Annotated in this window: 13 protein-coding genes; 11 read left to right on the top strand and 2 right to left on the bottom strand. The window is 73.7% G+C overall.

What is annotated here, in order from left to right:
- The first annotated feature begins 22 nt into the window (after nucleotides 1–22).
- Nucleotides 23–1510, top strand: a complete 1488-nt coding sequence (gene miaB / locus IF20_RS32230) for a tRNA (N6-isopentenyl adenosine(37)-C2)-methylthiotransferase MiaB (RefSeq protein ID WP_052868936.1) — start codon at nucleotides 23–25, stop codon at nucleotides 1508–1510.
- A 148-nt stretch (nucleotides 1511–1658) separates the two neighbouring features.
- Nucleotides 1659–2378, top strand: a complete 720-nt coding sequence (locus tag IF20_RS32225; RefSeq protein ID WP_052868935.1) for a class III extradiol dioxygenase subunit B-like domain-containing protein — start codon at nucleotides 1659–1661, stop codon at nucleotides 2376–2378.
- A 100-nt stretch (nucleotides 2379–2478) separates the two neighbouring features.
- On the opposite strand, the gene IF20_RS32220 is transcribed toward IF20_RS32225, so the two are convergent.
- Complete coding sequence (locus IF20_RS32220; RefSeq protein ID WP_052868934.1) at nucleotides 2479–2766, bottom strand: antitoxin; 288 nt, start codon at nucleotides 2764–2766, stop codon at nucleotides 2479–2481.
- A 163-nt stretch (nucleotides 2767–2929) separates the two neighbouring features.
- Between IF20_RS32220 and miaA the strand changes: the two genes are divergently transcribed.
- The 6 genes from miaA to hflX all read left to right on the top strand — a co-directional run bounded on the left by miaA (nucleotide 2930) and on the right by hflX (nucleotide 11639).
- Nucleotides 2930–3880, top strand: a complete 951-nt coding sequence (gene miaA / locus IF20_RS32215; protein ID WP_052868933.1) for a tRNA (adenosine(37)-N6)-dimethylallyltransferase MiaA — start codon at nucleotides 2930–2932, stop codon at nucleotides 3878–3880.
- Between the two features lie 107 nt (nucleotides 3881–3987).
- A complete protein-coding gene (locus IF20_RS41010; protein ID WP_407702580.1) occupies nucleotides 3988–4701 on the top strand; it encodes an ICP22 family protein in 714 nt (237 codons plus the stop codon).
- A gap of 74 nt (nucleotides 4702–4775) precedes the next feature.
- Complete coding sequence (gene dapF / locus IF20_RS32205) at nucleotides 4776–5666, top strand: diaminopimelate epimerase (protein ID WP_052868932.1); 891 nt, start codon at nucleotides 4776–4778, stop codon at nucleotides 5664–5666.
- 217 nt (nucleotides 5667–5883) lie between these two features.
- Complete coding sequence (locus IF20_RS32200; protein WP_052868931.1) at nucleotides 5884–8202, top strand: RelA/SpoT family protein; 2319 nt, start codon at nucleotides 5884–5886, stop codon at nucleotides 8200–8202.
- Nucleotides 8203–8383: 181 nt separating this feature from the next.
- Entirely contained in the window at nucleotides 8384–9934 is a 1551-nt protein-coding gene (locus IF20_RS32195) for a M1 family metallopeptidase (RefSeq protein WP_052868930.1), read from the top strand.
- A gap of 205 nt (nucleotides 9935–10139) precedes the next feature.
- Complete coding sequence (hflX, locus tag IF20_RS32190; protein WP_052868929.1) at nucleotides 10140–11639, top strand: GTPase HflX; 1500 nt, start codon at nucleotides 10140–10142, stop codon at nucleotides 11637–11639.
- Between the two features lie 97 nt (nucleotides 11640–11736).
- Here the strand turns inward: hflX and IF20_RS32185 are convergent, their stop codons facing one another.
- Nucleotides 11737–12963, bottom strand: a complete 1227-nt coding sequence (locus IF20_RS32185; RefSeq protein ID WP_052868928.1) for a trypsin-like serine peptidase — start codon at nucleotides 12961–12963, stop codon at nucleotides 11737–11739.
- A gap of 380 nt (nucleotides 12964–13343) precedes the next feature.
- Between IF20_RS32185 and IF20_RS40230 the strand changes: the two genes are divergently transcribed.
- The 3 genes from IF20_RS40230 (at nucleotide 13344) to IF20_RS32170 (ending at nucleotide 18744) form a co-directional block, all read left to right on the top strand.
- Nucleotides 13344–14912 (top strand): aminotransferase class III-fold pyridoxal phosphate-dependent enzyme, encoded by a 1569-nt coding sequence (locus IF20_RS40230; protein ID WP_234426903.1) that lies wholly within the window; start codon nucleotides 13344–13346, stop codon nucleotides 14910–14912.
- An 875-nt stretch (nucleotides 14913–15787) separates the two neighbouring features.
- Nucleotides 15788–17695, top strand: coding sequence for an IucA/IucC family protein (locus IF20_RS32175; protein WP_407702581.1), 1908 nt, complete (start codon nucleotides 15788–15790; stop codon nucleotides 17693–17695).
- A gap of 269 nt (nucleotides 17696–17964) precedes the next feature.
- Nucleotides 17965–18744: a GNAT family N-acetyltransferase gene (locus IF20_RS32170; protein WP_052868967.1), complete on the top strand. Its 780-nt coding sequence runs from the start codon at nucleotides 17965–17967 to the stop codon at nucleotides 18742–18744.
- Nucleotides 18745–18800 lie beyond the last annotated feature (56 nt).

Raw genomic sequence — 18800 nt, 5'->3', positions numbered from 1 at the left:
GCACGTACCCTGGTCGATTGAGATGAGTGCGAAGACATACGAGGTGCGCACCCACGGGTGCCAGATGAACGTCCATGACTCCGAGCGGCTGGCCGGCCTGCTGGAGGACGCCGGGTACGTGCCCGCGCCCGAGGGCGCCGACGGTGCGGACGTCGTCGTCTTCAACACCTGCGCGGTACGCGAGAACGCCGACAACAAGCTCTACGGCAATCTCGGACAGCTCGCCCCGAAGAAGGCGTCGCGGCCCGGCATGCAGATCGCCGTCGGCGGCTGCCTGGCCCAGAAGGACCGCGACACCATCGTCAAGAAGGCGCCCTGGGTGGACGTCGTCTTCGGCACGCACAACATCGGCAAGCTGCCGGTCCTCCTGGAGCGCGCCCGCGTCCAGGAAGAGGCGCAGGTCGAGATCGCCGAGTCCCTGGAGGCGTTCCCCTCGACGCTGCCCACCCGCCGCGAGAGCGCCTACGCGGCCTGGGTCTCCATCTCCGTGGGCTGCAACAACACCTGCACGTTCTGCATCGTCCCCGCGCTGCGCGGCAAGGAGAAGGACCGCCGCCCCGGCGACATCCTCGCCGAGATCGAGACCCTGGTCTCCGAGGGCGTCTCCGAGATCACCCTGCTCGGCCAGAACGTCAACGCGTACGGCTCCGACATCGGCGACCGCGAGGCGTTCTCCAAGCTGCTGCGCGCCTGCGGGAAGATCGAGGGCCTGGAGCGGGTCCGCTTCACCTCCCCGCACCCGCGCGACTTCACGGACGACGTCATCGCCGCCATGGCGGCGACGCCGAACGTCATGCCGCAGCTCCACATGCCGCTGCAGTCCGGCTCCGACACCGTCCTGAAGGCCATGCGCCGCTCCTACCGCCAGGAGCGCTTCCTCGGGATCATCGAGAAGGTCCGCGCCGCCATGCCGGACGCGGCCATCTCCACCGACATCATCGTGGGCTTCCCCGGCGAGACCGAGGAGGACTTCGAGCAGACGCTGCACACGGTGCGCGAGTCCCGCTTCGCGCAGGCCTTCACCTTCCAGTACTCCAAGCGTCCCGGCACCCCGGCCGCGACCATGGAGGGCCAGATCCCGAAGGAGGTCGTCCAGGCCCGCTACGAGCGGCTGGTCGCCCTCCAGGAGGAGATCTCCTGGGAGGAGAACAAGAAGCAGGTCGGCCGGACGGTCGAGGTCATGGTCGCCGAGGGCGAGGGCCGCAAGGACGGCGCCACCCACCGCCTCTCCGGACGCGCGCCCGACAACCGCCTCGTGCACTTCACCAAGCCGGCCGCCGAGGTGCGCCCCGGCGACATGGTGACCGTCGAGATCACCTACGCGGCGCCGCACCACCTGCTCGCCGAGGGCGAGGCCGTCGCCGTCCGCCGGACCCGCTCCGGCGACGCCTGGGAGCGCCGCAACGCCGCTCCGCCGCAGCCCGCCGGCGTCATGCTCGGGCTGCCGACGGTGGGCGCCCCGGCCCCCGTGCCGGCGGAGCCGGCCGGCGGCTGCTGCCCGACCTCCTGAGCCCCCGGCGCCCCGGCCGGTGTCCTGGACGGCGCCGGCCGGCCGCTGAGCCGGCACGCGCCCGGGCAGGCGTCTCCGCGGCCGGTCCCCGCGCCGGTCGGGAGACCGCGGACCGATGCCACCCGGCGGCGGGGATACGCTGCGGAGCATGCTCGTAGCTGCTGCTCTCTGTCCCTGTCCGCCCCTGCTCGTCCCCGAGGTCGCCGGCGGTGCCGCGGCCGAACTGGACGACCTGCGGGCCGCCTGCGCCGACGCCGTCGGCGTGCTCGCCGCCGCGCGGGCCGACCGGCTGGTCGTCGTCGGCCCCGCTGAGCCCGAAGGCCGCGGGGCGTTCAAGGAGGGGGCCCCGGGATCGTTCTCCGGATTCGGCGTGGACCTCACCGTACGGCTCGGCGCGCCGGACGGCGAAGGCGCCACCGAAGGGCGGCAGCTGCCGCCCTCCCTGGCGATCGGGACCTGGCTCCTGGAGCGCGCCGACTGGCGCGGCACCCCCGTGTCGGCCCTCGGGGTGGGCGAACCGCTCGAACCGGAGAAGTGCCTGGGTGCCGGGCGCCAGCTCGCGGCGTCCGCCGATCGCGTGGCCCTGTTGGTGATGGGCGACGGCAGCGCCTGCCGCACGGTCAAGGCGCCCGGCTATTTCGACGAGCGCGCCGAAGGGTTCGACGCCGATCTGGCCCGCATGCTGGGGACCGCGGACGCGGCCGCCCTCGGGGCGCTGGACGAGGAGCCCGCCGAGTCGCTCATGGTGTCGGGCCGGTCCAGCTGGCAGGTGCTGGCCGGCGCGGCGGAAGGCACCGGACTGAACGGTGCGCTGTTGTACGAAGAGGCGCCGTACGGCGTGGGGTACTTCGTGGCGGCGTGGTCCTGACCGGCCCGCCACAGGGGGCGCCGGGGCGCAGCCCCCGATGAACGACGGTGGCCGGGGACCATGTGGTCCCCGGCCACCGGGCTGTCCGGTCGTCCCGGCCTCACATCGGGTCGCCGGGCCGCCTCGTGGTGCCCGGGTCCTGTCCCGGCCGGCCGCCCGTGCCCGGGCCGTGTTCGCCGCGCTCCTCGGACATCCGGCGCAGGGCTTCCTTGGCCTTGGCCGTGCCCGTGCCGATCTGGCCGCTGTACTTGCCCTTCGTCCTGGCGTCGACCGTCCTGCCGGCCTTGTCCAAGCCCCGGTCGATCTTGTCCCCGTGCTGGTGCGCGAGGTCGCCGGCCTTGCCCTTGAGGAGGCCGGCCTTCGCCTTGAGATTGTCCAGCAGGCCCATGAGCCACCTTCCTTGGTCGGAGGACGCATGGTTCAAACACGCCCATACCTGGCCTTTACCCTACTCTTGCGGGCCAAACCTCGCCCCGACGTGCCCGAGGGCGGACTCGGGCGAGCGGGCTCCGTAATTCGAAACCGGCCGCGCGGTTTGACACACTGGCGCGGTGAACAACGCAGTTCCCGCTCCGCGGGTCATCGCCGTCGTCGGCCCCACAGCGGCCGGTAAGTCCGATCTGGGCGTCGCCCTCGCCCGGCATCTCGGCGGTGAGGTCGTCAACGCCGACTCCATGCAGCTCTACCGGGGCATGGACATCGGCACCGCCAAGCTCACCCAGGAGGAGCGGGTCGGCGTCCCGCACCACCTCCTGGACATCTGGGACGTCACCCAGGCGGCGAGCGTCGCGGAGTACCAGCGGCTGGCCCGTGCCGAGATCGACCGACTGCTCGCCCAGGGGCGCACCGCCGTCCTCGTCGGCGGCTCCGGCCTCTACGTGCGCGGTGCGCTGGACAACCTGGAGTTCCCCGGCACCGACCCCGAGGTGCGGGCCCGCCTGGAGGCCGAGCTGGCGCACGAGGGCAGCGGCGTGCTGCACGCCCGGCTGGCCGCGGCCGACCCCGAGGCGGCGCGCGCGATCCTGCCGAGCAACGGCCGCCGCATCGTCCGCGCCCTGGAGGTCATCGAGATCACCGGACGGCCCTTCACGGCCAACCTCCCCGGCCCCGGTGACCAGCGTGAGGTCTATGCCGACACGGTGCAGATCGGCGTCGACGTCGACCGCCCCGAGCTGGACGAGCGGATCGCCGTACGGGTGGACCGCATGTGGGAGGCCGGGCTCGTGGCGGAGGTACGCGCATTGGAGGCGCAGGGCCTGCGCGAGGGGCGTACCGCGTCCCGCGCGCTCGGATACCAGCAGGTGCTGGCGTATCTCGCGGGGGAGTGCACGGAGGATGAGGCGCGGGCGGAGACCGTGCGCGCCACCAAGCGCTTCGCGCGCCGGCAGGACTCCTGGTTCCGGCGTGACCCGCGGGTCCACTGGCTCAGCGGCGCGGCGGACGCCCGCGCGGAACTTCCGGAGCGCGCACTGACGTTGCTCGAACGACCGGTCACAGCCTGATCACGTCCTGGCATCGGGACGCTCCGGCCGTCATCGGGCCCCTTGAGGGCGTGTCATTATCGACCATCGACCGAGCCGTGGCGTCTGGAACTGGGAGGGCATTGGCGATGGAGGCCCGCCCTCGCAGCACAGCGCACCAGCCGGAGACGCGGCACGAAGAGGCGCCCAACGGGCACGAAGAGTTCCCGGACCGCGCCCCCGCCCTCGACGACGCCCCCGGGCCGGCTGCCGTCCCCGGCCCGTCGGACGCGGGCGACCTCCCCGAGGACGACCGCTTCGCGGACGACGCCGGCCCGCACGGCGACGCCGCTCCTCCTGAGCACGACCGCACCGCCCCCGATGACCACCCGGTCGACGACGACCCCCTCATGGGCGGCCACCGGGCTCCGGAGGACGCCGGACCGGTGGACGGGGGAGCGCTGGACGGCCTGGACGGTCCCGATGCGCAGACGGAGGACGACCGGCCCGCCGAGGACGCGGCCTCCTTCCGGGAGCTGCGGCCGCCGCGCCGTCTCCGTCTCTGGCAGCTCGCGCCCATCGTGGGCCTGGCCGCCGTCGGCTCACTGATGTTCGCCTTCCCGCTGGCCTTCGAATTCGGCGGGGACGGCGGCGCCGTCTTCGCGATGCTGGGGCTGCTGCTGTGCTGCTGCGCGGCCGGCTGGGGCATGATGGCCGCCCGCCGGGTCGGCCACACCTGGCCGGGGCTGCCGGCCCGCGGCTCGGGCCGGCGGGCGGACTGGCGGGTGGTCGTGGTGTACGTCGCGGTCGTCCTGGTGCTCGCCGCCCTCGCGATCTGGCGCGTGGCCCGACTGCGCGGCTGAGCGGCCGCCCCGGTGCGCGGCGAGCCTGCCGTGCCGATGGCACCGCTGTCGGTGGTGCCCCGTACGATTCAAGGGTGAGCAACGAGCGCATCGCCTTCCTCAAGGGCCACGGCACCGAGAACGACTTCGTGATCGTCCCCGACCCCGACGGCCGGCTGGAGCTGCCCGCCGACCTGGTCGCGCGGCTCTGTGACCGGCGGGCCGGCATCGGCGGCGACGGTGTGCTGCACGTCGTGCGGTCCGCGGCCCATCCGGAGGCGCGCGCGATGGCCGACGAGGCCGAGTGGTTCATGGACTACCGCAACGGCGACGGCTCGATCGCCGAGATGTGCGGCAACGGCGTCCGCGTCTTCGCCCGCTACCTCCAGCACGCCGGGCTCGTCGGCGCCGGTGACCTGGCCGTCGCCACCCGCGCCGGGGTGCGCCGCGTGCACCTCGCCAAGGACGCGGCGGGCGGCGCGGCCGGCGACGTCACCGTCGCCATGGGGCGCGCCGAGCTCCCCGAGGAGCAGGTCACCGTCACGGTCGGCGACCGCAGCTGGCCCGCGCGCAACGTGAACATGGGCAACCCGCACGCCGTCGCCTTCATCGAGGACCTCGGCCACGCCGGTGACCTGTACAGCGCTCCGCCGTTCAGCCCTGCCGCCGTCTACCCCGACGGGGTCAACGTCGAGTTCGTCGTCGACCGCGGCCCGCGCCACGTCGCGATGCGGGTGCACGAGCGCGGCTCAGGCGAGACCCGCTCCTGCGGCACGGGCGCCTGCGCGGTCGCCGTCGCCACCGCGCGCCGCGACGGCGCCGACCCCGCGGTGACGGGCAGCCCCGTCACGTACACCGTCGACGTCCTCGGCGGCACCCTGGTGATCACCGAGCTGCCCGACGGCACGGTGGAGATGACGGGCCCCGCGGAGATCGTCGCCGAGGGCACGCTCGATCCGTCCTGGCTGCGCGCGGCCACCGCCTGAGGGGCCCCGTCCGGCCGACGCCGGGAGGAGCCCGGGAGTCGGGTGCGGACGGTAACGGCTGTGGCTGAAGTTTCGCTCGAATGGGTGATCCGTTTCACTCTGGGCGAGAGGCGGTGAGCGGTGCGTGATGGGCTCGGTAGCATCAAGCACCGGCCCGGACACCGCCGTCACCGCCTGATCGCGTCCGGCCGCCGGTCGATGCTGCCGGAGGTGCCCCATGAGCGCAGAGGCCACTGAACCCAGCGGTGCGCCCGCAGAGCTTCACCCGGCAGGGGCTGCGGTCCGCAAACGCGGCCGCCCCCGGCTGGAACTGAGAGGCCTGCGCCGGTTCGGCCGCGCGGCGCTGTTGGGGCCCGCCCCGCGTGACGGCCTGCCCGACGCCCTGGAGCACGTCGCCAAGGTCCACCGGGCCCACCACCCGGACGCCGATCTCGACGTCCTCAGCAAGGCGTACGCCCTCGCCGAGTCCTCGCACCGCGGACAGATGCGCAAGAGTGGCGAGCCGTACATCACCCACCCTCTCGCCGTGACGCTCATCCTCGCCGAACTGGGCGCGGAGACCACGTCGTTGACCGCTTCGCTGCTGCACGACACGGTCGAGGACACGGAGGTGACGCTCGATCAGGTGGGCGCCGAGTTCGGCGCGGAGGTGCGCTTCCTCGTCGACGGCGTCACCAAGCTGGAGAAGGTCGACTACGGTGCCGCCGCCGAGCCGGAGACCTTCCGCAAGATGCTGCTGGCCACCGGCAACGACGTCCGCGTGATGACGATCAAGCTCGCCGACCGGCTGCACAACATGCGCACCCTCGGCGTGATGCGGCCCGAGAAGCAGGCGAGGATCGCCAAGGTCACCCGTGACGTGCTCATCCCGCTCGCCGAGCGGCTCGGCGTCCAGGCGCTCAAGACCGAGCTGGAGGACCTGGTCTTCGCGATCCTGCACCCCGAGGAGTACGCGGCGACCCGCACCCTCGTGCTGCGCCATGCCGAGCGCCCGGACCCGCTCGCGGACGTCGCCGACAGCATGCGTACGGTGCTGCACGAGGCCGGCATCGACGCCGAAGTCCACGTCCGGCCGCGGCACTTCGTGTCCGTGCACCGCGTGCGGATACGGCGCGGCGAGCTGACCGGCGCGGACCTGGGGCGGCTGCTGGTGCTGGTCGCCGAGGACGCGGACTGCTACGCCGTCCTGGGCGAGCTGCACACCTGCTTCACGCCGGTCGTCTCGGAGTTCAAGGACTTCATCGCGACGCCCAAGTTCAACCTGTACCAGTCCCTGCACACGGCCGTGATGAGCGAGGACGGCCACATTGCCGAAACGCTCATTCGGACCCACCGGATGCACCGGGTCGCCGAGGCCGGCGTGGTGGCGCTGGGCGATCCGCACGTGCCCGCCGAGGGCGGCCCGTACGGCCCCCAGGAGGGCGCGGAGACCGGCGACGGGGAACGGGTGGACCCGACCCGCCCCGGCTGGCTCTCGCGGCTGCTGGAGTGGCAGCGGGTCGCGCCCGACCCGGACACGTTCTGGACCTCGCTCCGCGACGACCTGGCGGAGGACCGGGAGATCACCGTCTTCCGCGCGGACGCCGGCTTCGGGGCGGGCGCGGACGCGGCGCGCGAGGCGGGCGAGGACTCCGGCGACCGTGGTGCGTTCCGGCTGCCGGCCGGCGCGAGCTGCGTGGACGCCGCGTACGCACTCCATGGAGCCGGGGCGCACTGTTGCATCGGTGCGCGGGTGAACGGCCGCCTGGCGACCCTCTCGACGGTCCTCCGCGACGGCGACATCCTCCATCTGCTCATGGCACCGGACTCCGCTGCCGGCCCCTCCCCGCAGTGGCTGGAGTACGCGCGCACCCCCGCGGCCCGCCTCGCCATCTCCCGCTGGCTCACCGCCCACCCGGGTGCCGAGCGCGCGGAGCGCGAAGCGGCCGACGAGGCGGAGCGCTTCATGGGCGGCGCCGGGAACGACCTCCGCCACGCGCCGGAGACCACCGCCGACGAGGCGGGCGACGCCGACCAGGACGAGGCCTGCCCGGCCTCCGAGGCGCGCCGCCCCCGCCCGCCCGTCCCCGCCGTCGCCGACCTCCCCGACGCCACGGTCCGGCTGGCCGGCTGCTGCACTCCCGTACCACCCGACAAGGTCACCGGCTTCGCCGTACGCGGTGGCGCCGTGACCGTGCACCGTGCCCTCTGCCCGGCCGTGGCCCGGATGGCGGCCGCCGGACGGGCCCCCGTAGGAGTGCAGTGGCGGCGCTCGGCAGCCCCCGACCAGGGCTGCCGGGTCACGCTGCTCGCCGAGGCGTTCAGCCGCCCCCGCCTGCTGGCCGACCTCACCGAGGTCATCGCCGCGCAGGGCGCCGCCGTCGTCTCCGCGGACGTGGAACCGCCCCGCGAGCAACGGGTGCGGCACACATACACGCTGCACCTCCCGGACGCCGCGGAACTGCCCACCCTGATGCGCGCGATGCGCCAGGTGCCGGGCGTCTTCGACGTGCTGCGCGCGGGCCGCAACGAACCGGCCGCGACCCTCCGCTACTGAAGGAGCCGCCCGAAGGAGCCCTCCTCCGGGGGACCGCCCTCCCAAGGAGCCGACGCACCCCTTCGGAGGCACGCGGGCCGCTTCCCGGCGACGCGCCCGGGAAGCGGCCGGAACCGCTCATTCGGGTGCCGCGCTGCCGCGCCGCCGCGACCCGAGGTGACCGTGCTGGTAGCGGTATCGCATGCCCTTTACGTCCCGCCGTACCGCGTCCCCCACCCGCCAGGCGCCGGGCCGTCCGCGCCCCGCCGCCCCGCACCGCCTCGCGGCCCTCCGCCGCGCCGCCCCGGCAGCGCTGGCCGTCGGCGCCCTCCTCGCGGCGGGCGCGCCGGAGCCCGGCCCCCAGGGGATCGGCGACCGCCTCTACCCGCACCTCGGCAACCCCGGCTACGACGTCGACGCGTACGACATCGCCCTGAAGTACTCCGGGAAGAACGACGCCCCGCTGGACGCCGTCACCACGATCACCGCCCGGGCCACCGACCACCTGGACCGCGTCAATCTCGACTTCGCCCGCGGCGCCGTGCGGTCCGTGGAGGTCAACGGCCTCCCCGCACGCCACGCGTCGCACGGCGAGGACCTCGTGGTGACCCCGGCGCATCCCGTCGAACCCGGTCAGGTCCTGCGCATCGTGGTGCGACACACCAGCGACCCCAAGGGCGCGAAGGACGGCGGCTGGATCCGTACGGGCGACGGGCTGGTGATGGCCAACCAAGCGGACGCCGCCCACCGCGTCTTCCCGAGCAACGACCACCCCTCGGACAAGGCCGCCTTCACCTTCCGGATCACCGCTCCCCGGGGCGTCACGGCCGTCGCCAACGGCCTGCCCCTGGGGCGCAGCGTCCGCGGCCCCGCCACCACGTGGACGTACCGCTCGATGCACCCGATGGCCACCGAACTGGTCCAGGTCTCATTGGGCAGGTCCGCCGTCGTCCGCCGGCAGGGCCCGCACGGGCTCCCCCTGAGGGACGTCGTACCGGCCGCCGAGCGGACGAAGCTGGAACCCTGGCTCGCGAAGACGCCCGGGCAGATCGCCTGGCTGGAGCGCCAGGTGGGCCGCTACCCGTTCGAGACGTACGGCGTCCTGATGGCCGATGCCGCGACCGGCTTCGAGCTGGAGACCCAGACCCTCTCCCTGTTCGAGAAGCGCCTCTTCACCATGGACAGGATCCCGGCCTGGTACGTGGAGTCACTGATGGTGCACGAGCTGGCACACCAGTGGTTCGGCGACAGCGTCTCGCCCCGCACCTGGTCCGACGTGTGGCTGAACGAATCGCACGCCACCTGGTACGAAGCGCTCTACGCCGACCGCGCGAGCAAGGGCAAGGCCCCGATGGAGCAGCGCATGAAGCGCGCCTACGAGCAGTCCGACGCCTGGCGGGCCACGGGTGGGCCGCCGGCCGCGCCCAAGATCCCCGAGAAGGGCCAGAAGGTCAGCCTCTTCCGCCCCGTGATCTACGACGGCAGCGCACTCGCCCTCTATGCGCTGCGGGAGCGGATGGGCGCCGCCGCCTTCGACCGTCTGGAGCGCAGCTGGTTCGCGCAGCACCGGGACGGCGTCGTCGGGACCGGTGACTTCATCGCCCTGGCCTCCCGCATCCACGGCAAGGACCTGTCCGGCTTCCTGCACGCCTGGCTCTACGACACCCGCACCCCGCCGATGCCCGGCCACCCGGACTGGCACGTCAAGAAGGACCAGAAGGAGACCGGACCCGGAAAGGCCCGCTCCTCCTGACCCCGGGGCCGGCACCGCCCTGCTCACCAGGGACAATGACCGAACAGGAAAACTCGCGTGACGGGCCTCACCCGCCGTGCGACCATCGACGGGCCGACGCCGGGGCCGCCGGGAATCTCCTGGAGCGCCCGGACGTTGTCACGATCGAGAGTCCCCGGGCTCCGCAGGCCCGATTCCGGGACGTCCCAACGACACAAAGGATCAAATGACCTCCTCTTCTTCCCTTCCTCAGCAGGACCGACAGCGCCTCCACGAGAGCCTTCGGGCCGACGCCCTGATGGAAGAGGACGTCGCCTGGAGCCACGAGATCGACGGGGCGCGTGACGGCGACCAGTACGACCGTTCCGAGCGCGCGGCACTGCGCCGGGTGGCGGGCCTCTCCACCGAGCTCGAGGACGTCACCGAGGTCGAGTACCGGCAGCTGCGCCTGGAGCGCGTGGTACTGGTCGGCGTATGGACCTCCGGGACGGTGCAGGACGCGGAGAACTCCCTCGCGGAGCTGGCCGCCCTGGCGGAGACCGCGGGCGCGCTGGTGCTGGACGGTGTGGTCCAGCGCCGTGACAAGCCGGACCCGGCGACGTACATCGGCTCCGGCAAGGCCCAGGAGCTGCGGGACATCGTCCTGGAGTCCGGCGCCGACACCGTCGTCTGCGACGGTGAGCTGAGCCCCGGCCAGCTGATTCACCTGGAGGACGTCGTCAAGGTCAAGGTGGTCGACCGGACCGCCCTGATCCTCGACATCTTCGCCCAGCACGCCAAGTCCCGAGAGGGCAAGGCGCAGGTGGCGCTGGCACAGATGCAGTACATGCTGCCCCGGCTGCGTGGCTGGGGCCAGTCGCTGTCCCGGCAGATGGGTGGCGGTGGCTCCGGCTCGGCGGGCGGCGGCATGGCCACCCGTGGTCCCGGTGAGACCAAGATCGAGACGGACCGCCGGCGGATCCGCGAGAAGATGGCGAAGATGCGCCGGGAGATCGCGGAGATGAAGACCGGGCGCGACATCAAGCGCCAGGAACGCCGCCGCAACAAGGTCCCCTCGGTCGCCATCGCCGGCTACACCAACGCGGGCAAGTCCTCGCTGCTCAACCGCCTCACCGGCGCCGGTGTCCTGGTGGAGAACGCCCTGTTCGCCACCCTGGACCCGACCGTCCGGCGGGCCGAGACGCCCAGCGGGCGGCTCTACACCCTCGCCGACACGGTCGGCTTCGTCCGGCACCTCCCGCACCACCTCGTCGAGGCGTTCCGCTCCACGATGGAGGAGGTCGGCGACTCCGACCTCATCCTGCACGTGGTCGACGGCTCGCACCCGGTGCCCGAGGAGCAGCTGGCGGCCGTCCGCGAGGTGATCCGCGACGTCGGTGCGCAGGACGTGCCGGAGATCGTGGTGATCAACAAGGCGGACGCGGCCGATCCGCTGGTGCTGCAGCGCCTGCTGCGCCAGGAGAAGCACGCCATGCTGGTCTCCGCCCGTACGGGCCAGGGCATCGACGAGCTGCTCGCCCTGCTGGACGAGGAGCTGCCGCGGCCCAGCGTCGAGATCGAGGCCCTGGTGCCCTACACCCACGGCCAGCTCGTCTCGCGGGCGCACGCCGAGGGCGAGGTGATCTCCGAGGAGCACACCGCGGAGGGCACGGTCCTCAAGGCTCGCGTGCACGAGGAGCTGGCGGCGGAGCTGCAGCCGTACGTACCGGCGGTCGCCGGCAGCTGACGCGCCCGCGCCCGTGGCGCCGTACGACCGACGAGGGCCCGCCCCCCTGACGGGGAGCGGGCCCTCGCGCATGTCCGCTAGCGGGACGCCGTGTCCGTCACCGGCCGGCGAACTTCTTGCTGACCGACTCGTACACACCCTTGGCCTCCGCGCCCAGGTGCGGCCCGGCCAGCCAGTCGGCCGTCACCGGCCCGATCGAGGTGTTGGACACCAGCGCCGTGCGGCCCTGCTGGTCCTTGGCGAACCAGGGGCCGCCGGAGGAGCCCGCGGTCATGGTGCAGCCGATCCGGTACATCGTCGGCTGCCCGGCGTCCAGCGACAGCCGGCCGGGCTTCGACGGGCACTGCTGCAGCGTCTGGCCGTCGAACGGCTTCGCGGCCGGGTAGCCCTGCGCGGTCATCGACGGGATCTTCGGCACGGCCGGCGCGTTGAACTGCACCGGGTAGGCCGTGCCCACCGTCTCCTCCAGCGACTTGGTGTTCCCCGCCTCCGGCTTCACGTGCAGCACGGCGAAGTCGTACGGGGCGCCCTGGCCGCCGGTCTTCGCGCCCTGGTCGATCCACTGCTGCGAGGTCTGCGCGGCGTCGGCCCAGAACACGCCCTTCGGGGCCAGCTGCTCCTTCGTGGCACCCTGCAGCTCGGCACCCGACTTGGCGCTGTCGTTGTACGAGGGCACGAACGCGATGTTGCGGTACCAGCCGCCGTTCTTGCCGGCGTGCACGCAGTGGCCCGCCGTCCACACCAGATTCGACTTGCCCGGGTGCGCCGGGTCCTCGACCACCGCGGCCGAGCAGACCATCGAGCCTTCGGGGCTGTCGAAGAACACCTTGCCCACGCCGGGCGCGTTGGAGCTGTACGGGGCGCTCACCGGCTGGGCCTTCACGGGCGCCGGCTCGGGGTCGGTGACGCCCTGGTCACCGGAGATGTCCTCCGGCTCGACCGGCTTGTCGGGCTGCTCCGCGTCCTTCATGCGGTCCGGGTCCCACAGCCCCTTGATGTAGGGGTTCACGAACTGGCCCGCCTCGCGCAGCCACTTCTTCTTGTCCCAGTTCTTCCACTCGCCGTGCTTCCAGTCGTCCAGATTGACGCCGAGGTCCTTGAGCTTGTCCTGCAACTCCTGCGGGATCTTCAGCTTGTCCCCGCCCGGCTGTTCCACGGCGGTCTGGTCGGGCTGCGAACCGGCGTCGTCCCCCGAGGGGCCGCAGGCGGTCGCGGTCAGCGCCAGCGCGCCGACCAGCGCGGCCGCGGCGACGGCCGGACGGACGCCGCGCGTGGATCTCCGTCCGCCACGTGGGCGGGCGGCGGACGGGCGGATGGATCGCATGAGTGGCTTCCCCCTGGAGGTGTTCGGCGACCGGAACGGCGAACGCGACGACCCTGAAGGCGGTCGTTCGGCGACCGTTGGCGATCGATATGGACTTGTTCGGACCGTTTCGTTGGTTCTGGTGGCCGGTCCGGAATGCAGAGCCCCACTATGCCGGTGCCGTGGGGGACGGCACCGGGCGGGTCCGCGGTTCCGGTCGCCAAGGATCTTTGCCGAGGCCGTGATCCGGTGCCCGTGACGTCGTTGGTACGTACGGGGGACGGCCGTTTCGTGTTCACGGGACGGCCCACACAGCCGGCCACCGCCGCCGCGAGGCGCTCCGGTGGTCCGTTGAGCAGCAGGAGGACAACACCGCCGTGGCCTTGACCCAGCCTCCGTCGATGGCACCACCGCTGGACCGTGAGCAGATCCTGCGGAGGCAGTCGCTCCGCGAATCCGCCGCCCGCACCTACGCGCGTTCGCTGCCCATCGTCCCGGTCCGCGCCCGCGGGCTGACGATCGAGGGCGCGGACGGCCGCCGCTACCTCGACTGCCTCTCCGGCGCCGGCACCCTGGCGCTGGGGCACAACCACCCCGTCGTGCTCGAAGCGATCCGCGCCGTCCTGGACTCCGGCGCCCCGCTGCACGTCCTGGACCTCGCCACCCCTGTGAAGGACGCCTTCACCAGCGAGCTGTTCGCCACCCTGCCGCGGGAGCTGGCCGAGCACGGGAAGGTGCAGTTCTGCGGTCCGGCCGGCACGGACGCCGTCGAGGCCGCGCTGACACTCGTACGGACCGCGACCGGCCGCAGCGGTCTGATGGCGTTCACCGGCGCGTACCACGGCATGACGGCGGGGGCGCTCGCCGCGTCCGGGGGCGCGCGCGACACCTCCGTGACCCGTCTCCCGTATCCGTACGCCTACCGCTGCCCCTTCGGGACCGGCGGCGCACGCGACATCAGGCCGGACTCCGGTACCGAGCGGGGCACCGAAGTCGTGCGGGGCACCGACATCGTGCGGGGCACCGAAGTCGTGCGGGGCACCGACATCGTGCGGGGCACTGATATCGGACAGGGCATCGATGGCGGGGGAGCGGAGGCCGCCGGGCGCGCCGTCGGTGACGCCGAGCGCGGTGCCCATCATGCCGAGCGCGGTGCCGAACTGGCGGCGCGCTGGGCGGAGAACGCCCTCGCCGACCCCAAGAGCGGTGTGCCACGGCCGGCGGCCATGATCCTGGAGCCCGTGCAGGGCGAAGGCGGTGTGATCCCCGCACCCGACAGCTGGCTGCGGCGGATGCGCGAGATCACCGCGGCGCACGATGTCCCGCTCATCGTCGACGAGGTGCAGACGGGCGTCGGCCGGACCGGCGCCTTCTGGGCCGTCGAGCACAGCGGCATCGTTCCCGACGTCCTCGTCCTCTCCAAGGCCATCGGCGGCAGCCTCCCGCTCGCGGTGATCGTCTACCGCGAGGAGCTGGACACCTGGCGCCCCGGCACGCACGCCGGCACGTTCCGCGGCAACCAGCTCGCCATGGCGGCCGGCGCCGCGACCCTCGCGTACGTACGCGAGAACGGCCTCGCCGCACACGCCGCGGAACTGGGCGCACGGATGCTCGCACGGTTGCGAGAACTGGCCGCCCACCACGACTGCATCGGCGACGTCCGCGGCCGGGGGCTGATGCTCGGCGTCGAACTGGTCGAGCCGGCGGGCCCGGTGGGGGCCGACGGCGCGCCGCCGCCCGCCTCCCGGCTCGCCGCCGAGGTCCAGCAGCAGTGCCTCGACCGCGGCCTGATCGTGGAGCTGGGCGGCCGCGGCGCCGCAGTCGTCCGCCTGCTCCCGCCGCTCACCCTCACCGACGAACAGGCCGACGCCGTACTCGACCGCCTCGCCGATGCCATCGCCGCGGCGGTTCGCACCACCCCCGGACCGACGGGTTCCCCCCTCCCCACGATGCGAGGCACCACCCCATGACCGAACGCCTTGGCCCTGCGACGAACGGGCCCGCCGGCCCGACCCCGGACGCAGCCCCCGCGGCCGAGAACCCGACGGATGCAGCGCCCACGAGGCCGCCGGCCGACGACCACGACGCTGCCGCGCCCCCGCCGGCCGACGACCACGACGCTGCCGCGCCCCCGCCGGCCGACGACCACGACGCTGGCGCGCCCCCGGCGGAGGCGCCCGCGCCCCCGGCGGAAGCGCTAGCGCCACCGGCATCGCCCGGCGCGGCCCCCGAGAGCGGCCGCGCGACGGCCGGCCCCGACGAGGACGACGCCACACCGCAGCCAGCCGTACGGCGCGGCCCCGAGGGAGCCGGCGACGGGACGGCGAGCACGCCACCGGCCGACGAACCCAGCGTCCCGCGCCAGGCACGGCGCATCGGTCACGTCTGCGACGCGAGCCTGTTGACGCGACCCGAGGGAACGGGAAGTGGTGCGGTGGCGGTCGACGTGGCCGAGGACGCCGACTCCATGCGCCTGGAGGACGCCGACTCCACGCGCCTGCCCGGCCCAGCAGCCGGCCCGGTGACAGACCTCGTGGAAGGCACCGCGGAAGGCCTTGTAGAAGGGGCCATGAAGGGGCCCATGGAAGAGGCCATGGAAGGGCCCATGGAAGGGTCGATGAAAGAGGCCGTGGAGGGGCCCGACCCGCTGGAGCATCCCGACCCCGCGGTGGCCGCGGACGCGGCGGGCGTCGAGAACCTGCTCCGCTGCTGGATCCGGGAGAGCGGTATCCCGCGCCCGGCCGGCGCCCGACTCCGGCTGCCGCTCGACGCCAGCGGCACCGTTCTCCGTGTCCCCGTCCGCTACTGGTCGGCCACCGGCTGCCACCGCTTCGGCCCGCCCGTCCTGGAGCAGGCCCCGCCCGGCGCCCCGCACGTGGACGCCGTCACCCTCGCCGCCCTGCTCCGCCGCGAAGCGGTGGGCGGTGGTGCGGTGGGCGATGCCGGAGTGCGTGATGGTGCGGTGTGCGACGACGCGGTGGACGGCGGCGCGGTGGACGACGGTGGTGGGGCGGCCGGCGCTGCGCTCTGGGAGAAGCCGGCTTCCGACGGCCCGTCGCTCAACGGCGTGAGCACGCACGCAACGGCGCCCCGAGGCACGACGGCGCACGCACCGGCACACCTCAATGGGACGGCGCCCGCGCCCAACGGAATGGACTCCACGCCCGAAGGAACGGCGACCGCGTCCAACGGAATGGACTCCGCGCCCACCCGCACTGCCGCTTCCGACCGAGCTACCCCCGCTTGCGACCGGGGAGCCGCCGCTTCCGACCGGGGCGCCCCCGCTTCCGACCGGGCCGTCCCCGCCGAGGACGCCGCCGAGCTGATCGGCCGGGTGGCCAACTCCGTACGCTGCACCACCGTCATCCTCGGCGAACGACGGGCCCACCCCGCCACCCCACACGGCGACCGCTTCCTGGAAGGCGAGCAGTCCCTGATCTTCGGGCATCCGCTGCACCCCACCCCCAAGAGCCGCGAGGGGCTGTCCGAAGGGGAGATCCACGCGTACTCCCCGGAGCTGCGCGGCTCCTTCCCGTTGCACTGGCTGGCCGTGGACCGCTCCGTCCTGGCCACGGACTCCGCCTGGACCGCCCGGGGCCGCACCGTTCCGGCCGACCAGCTCACCGCCGGGCTCGCCGGTGCAGGGCTCGACGTCCCGGCCGGTAGCGCGCTGCTGCCCCTGCACCCCTGGCAGTCCCGCGAAGTACGGCACCGCCCCGAGGTGGCCGCGCTCCTGGACGCCGGCCTGCTGCGTGACCTCGGCGCGCACGGCGCGCACTGGCACCCCACGTCCTCCGTACGCACCGTCCACTGCCCCGGCGCGGACACCATGCTCAAGCTCTCCCTCGGGCTTCGGATCACCAACTCCCGCCGGGAGAACCTCCGCAAGGAACTGCAGCGCGGCGTCGAGGTCCACCGCCTGCTCCGCAGCGGCCTCGCCGAGCAGTGGCGCGCGGCGCATCCGGGCTTCGACATCGTCCGCGACCCGGCCTGGCTCGCCGTCACCGGCACCGACGGCACCCCCGTGCGCGGCCTCGACGTCGTCCTCCGGCACAACCCCTTCGGCCCGGGAGACGACGCCGTGTGCGTCGCGGGGCTCACCTCGCCGCGGCCCCGGCCCGGCCACGACGGCATGCGTTCGCGCCTCGCCGACCTCATCGGCACGCTGACCGCACGCACGGGCCGGCCCACCGGGGCCGTCGCCGCCGAGTGGTTCCTGCGCTATCTCCACGCCGTCGTCCGCCCCGTCCTCTGGCTCGACGGCACCGCGGGCGTCGCCCTGGAGGCGCACCAGCAGAACACCCTCGTCGTGCTGGACGCCGACGGCTGGCCCGTGGGCGGCCGGTACCGCGACAATCAGGGGTACTACTTCCGCGAGTCCCGGCGTGCCGAGCTGGACCGGCGGTTGCCCGGAATCGGCGTCGAAAGCGACACGTTCGTGCCCGACGACGTCACCGACGAACGCTTCGCCTACTACCTCGGCATCAACAACGTCCTGGGGCTGATCGGCGCGTTCGGCGCCCAGCGGCTCGCGGACGAGGACGTGCTCCTCGCGGCGTTCCGGCGGTTCCTGGCCACGGCCGCCACCGCACCGGCGGAGCACCGTTCGCCGCTCGCCGGGCACCTCCTCGGTGCGTCGGCACTGCGGTGCAAGGCGAACCTGCTCACCCGGCTGCACGGACTGGACGAACTCGTCGGCCCGGTCGACACGCAGTCCGTGTACGTGTCCCTCCCCAACCCGCTCGCCACGTGACCACAGCGGTCATCGAAGCCCGCCCCCACGAGGCCACGAGAGGAGCACCCGCCGTGCCCCCTGTCGAACCGCCTTCCCCCGCGGCCGGCCTGTCCGCCGCCGCCACCGCCTCGCACTCCGCGACGGGCGGCACCGCCACCGCCACGGACCTCGCACCCGGCGGGGCTGCTCCCCACGCCGACGCCGCGCGCGAGGCTCCGCCCGGCAGCCGGCCCCCGAGCGCCACCCCCACCGGCGCGCGGCCCGCACCCGCCGGCCCCGCCCCGAACATCGGCGACGCACCCGGTGAGGCCGTTGCCGACGTCGGTCCTGCCCCCGGCGCTACCGCCCCCGCCCCGTGCCCCGCGACGGGCGATACCGCACCCGGCCGGGATGACGGCTCGAGCGACACGCTCGACCTGGAGTTGCCGCCCGAGCCGGCCGTTCTCGGGCCTCAGGACGTCGCGCCCCGGTTGCGGCCCGGTGACCCGGCGTCCGGCCCCCTGTTGGACGCGGTCGCCGGCTGGGGGCCCGTCGAGACCTCGGCCGGGCCCTTCCAGCTCGTACCGGTACGGCTGGAGCGCGACCTCGCGCTGATCTCCGGCTGGATGAACGACCCGGCCGTGGCGGCCTTCTGGGCGCTGGCGGGGCCGCCCCGCACCACCGCCGACCACCTGCGCCCCCAGCTCGACGGCGACGGGCGCAGCGTGCCCTGCCTGGGCGTACTGGCCGGCGTCCCCATGAGCTACTGGGAGATCTACCGGGCCGACCTCGACCCGCTGGCCCGCTACTACCCGGCCCGCCCGCACGACACCGGCATCCACCTCCTCATCGGCGGCGTGGCCGACCGTGGCCGCGGCCTGGGTACGTCCCTGCTGCGCGCCACCGCCGACCTGATCCTGGACCACCGGCCCCGGTGCGGCCAGATCGTGGCCGAACCCGATCTGCGCAACACCCCCTCCGTGGCAGCCTTCCTCAGCGCCGGCTTCCGTTTCGCCGCGGAGACCGACCTGCCCGACAAGCGCGCCGCCCTGATGATCCGCGACCGCGCCCTGCGCACCGTCCTGTGACCCGGCACCGGCCCCGGACCCCGGCCCCGTCCGGTCACGCTCTCCCCGTATCCGCT

This window comes from Streptomyces niger, from assembly GCF_000718305.1.
Taxonomy (GTDB): domain Bacteria; phylum Actinomycetota; class Actinomycetes; order Streptomycetales; family Streptomycetaceae; genus Streptomyces; species Streptomyces niger.
The sequence above is the reverse complement of the archived record's forward strand: the minus strand, read 5'-3'. Positions and strand labels throughout refer to the sequence as shown.

Excerpts from the sequence above, each read along its gene's own strand:
- IF20_RS40230 (WP_234426903.1), top strand. The coding sequence starts at position 13,344 with ATGGCACCACCGCTGGACCGTGAGCAGATCCTGCGGAGGCAGTCGCTC.
- hflX (WP_052868929.1), top strand. The coding sequence starts at position 10,140 with ATGACCTCCTCTTCTTCCCTTCCTCAGCAGGACCGACAGCGCCTCCAC.
- IF20_RS41010 (WP_407702580.1), top strand. The coding sequence starts at position 3,988 with ATGGAGGCCCGCCCTCGCAGCACAGCGCACCAGCCGGAGACGCGGCAC.
- IF20_RS32195 (WP_052868930.1), top strand. The coding sequence starts at position 8,384 with ATGCCCTTTACGTCCCGCCGTACCGCGTCCCCCACCCGCCAGGCGCCG.
- miaB (WP_052868936.1), top strand. The coding sequence starts at position 23 with ATGAGTGCGAAGACATACGAGGTGCGCACCCACGGGTGCCAGATGAAC.
- IF20_RS32200 (WP_052868931.1), top strand. The coding sequence starts at position 5,884 with ATGAGCGCAGAGGCCACTGAACCCAGCGGTGCGCCCGCAGAGCTTCAC.
- IF20_RS32220 (WP_052868934.1), bottom strand. The coding sequence starts at position 2,766 with ATGGGCCTGCTGGACAATCTCAAGGCGAAGGCCGGCCTCCTCAAGGGC.
- IF20_RS32225 (WP_052868935.1), top strand. The coding sequence starts at position 1,659 with ATGCTCGTAGCTGCTGCTCTCTGTCCCTGTCCGCCCCTGCTCGTCCCC.
- IF20_RS32185 (WP_052868928.1), bottom strand. The coding sequence starts at position 12,963 with ATGCGATCCATCCGCCCGTCCGCCGCCCGCCCACGTGGCGGACGGAGA.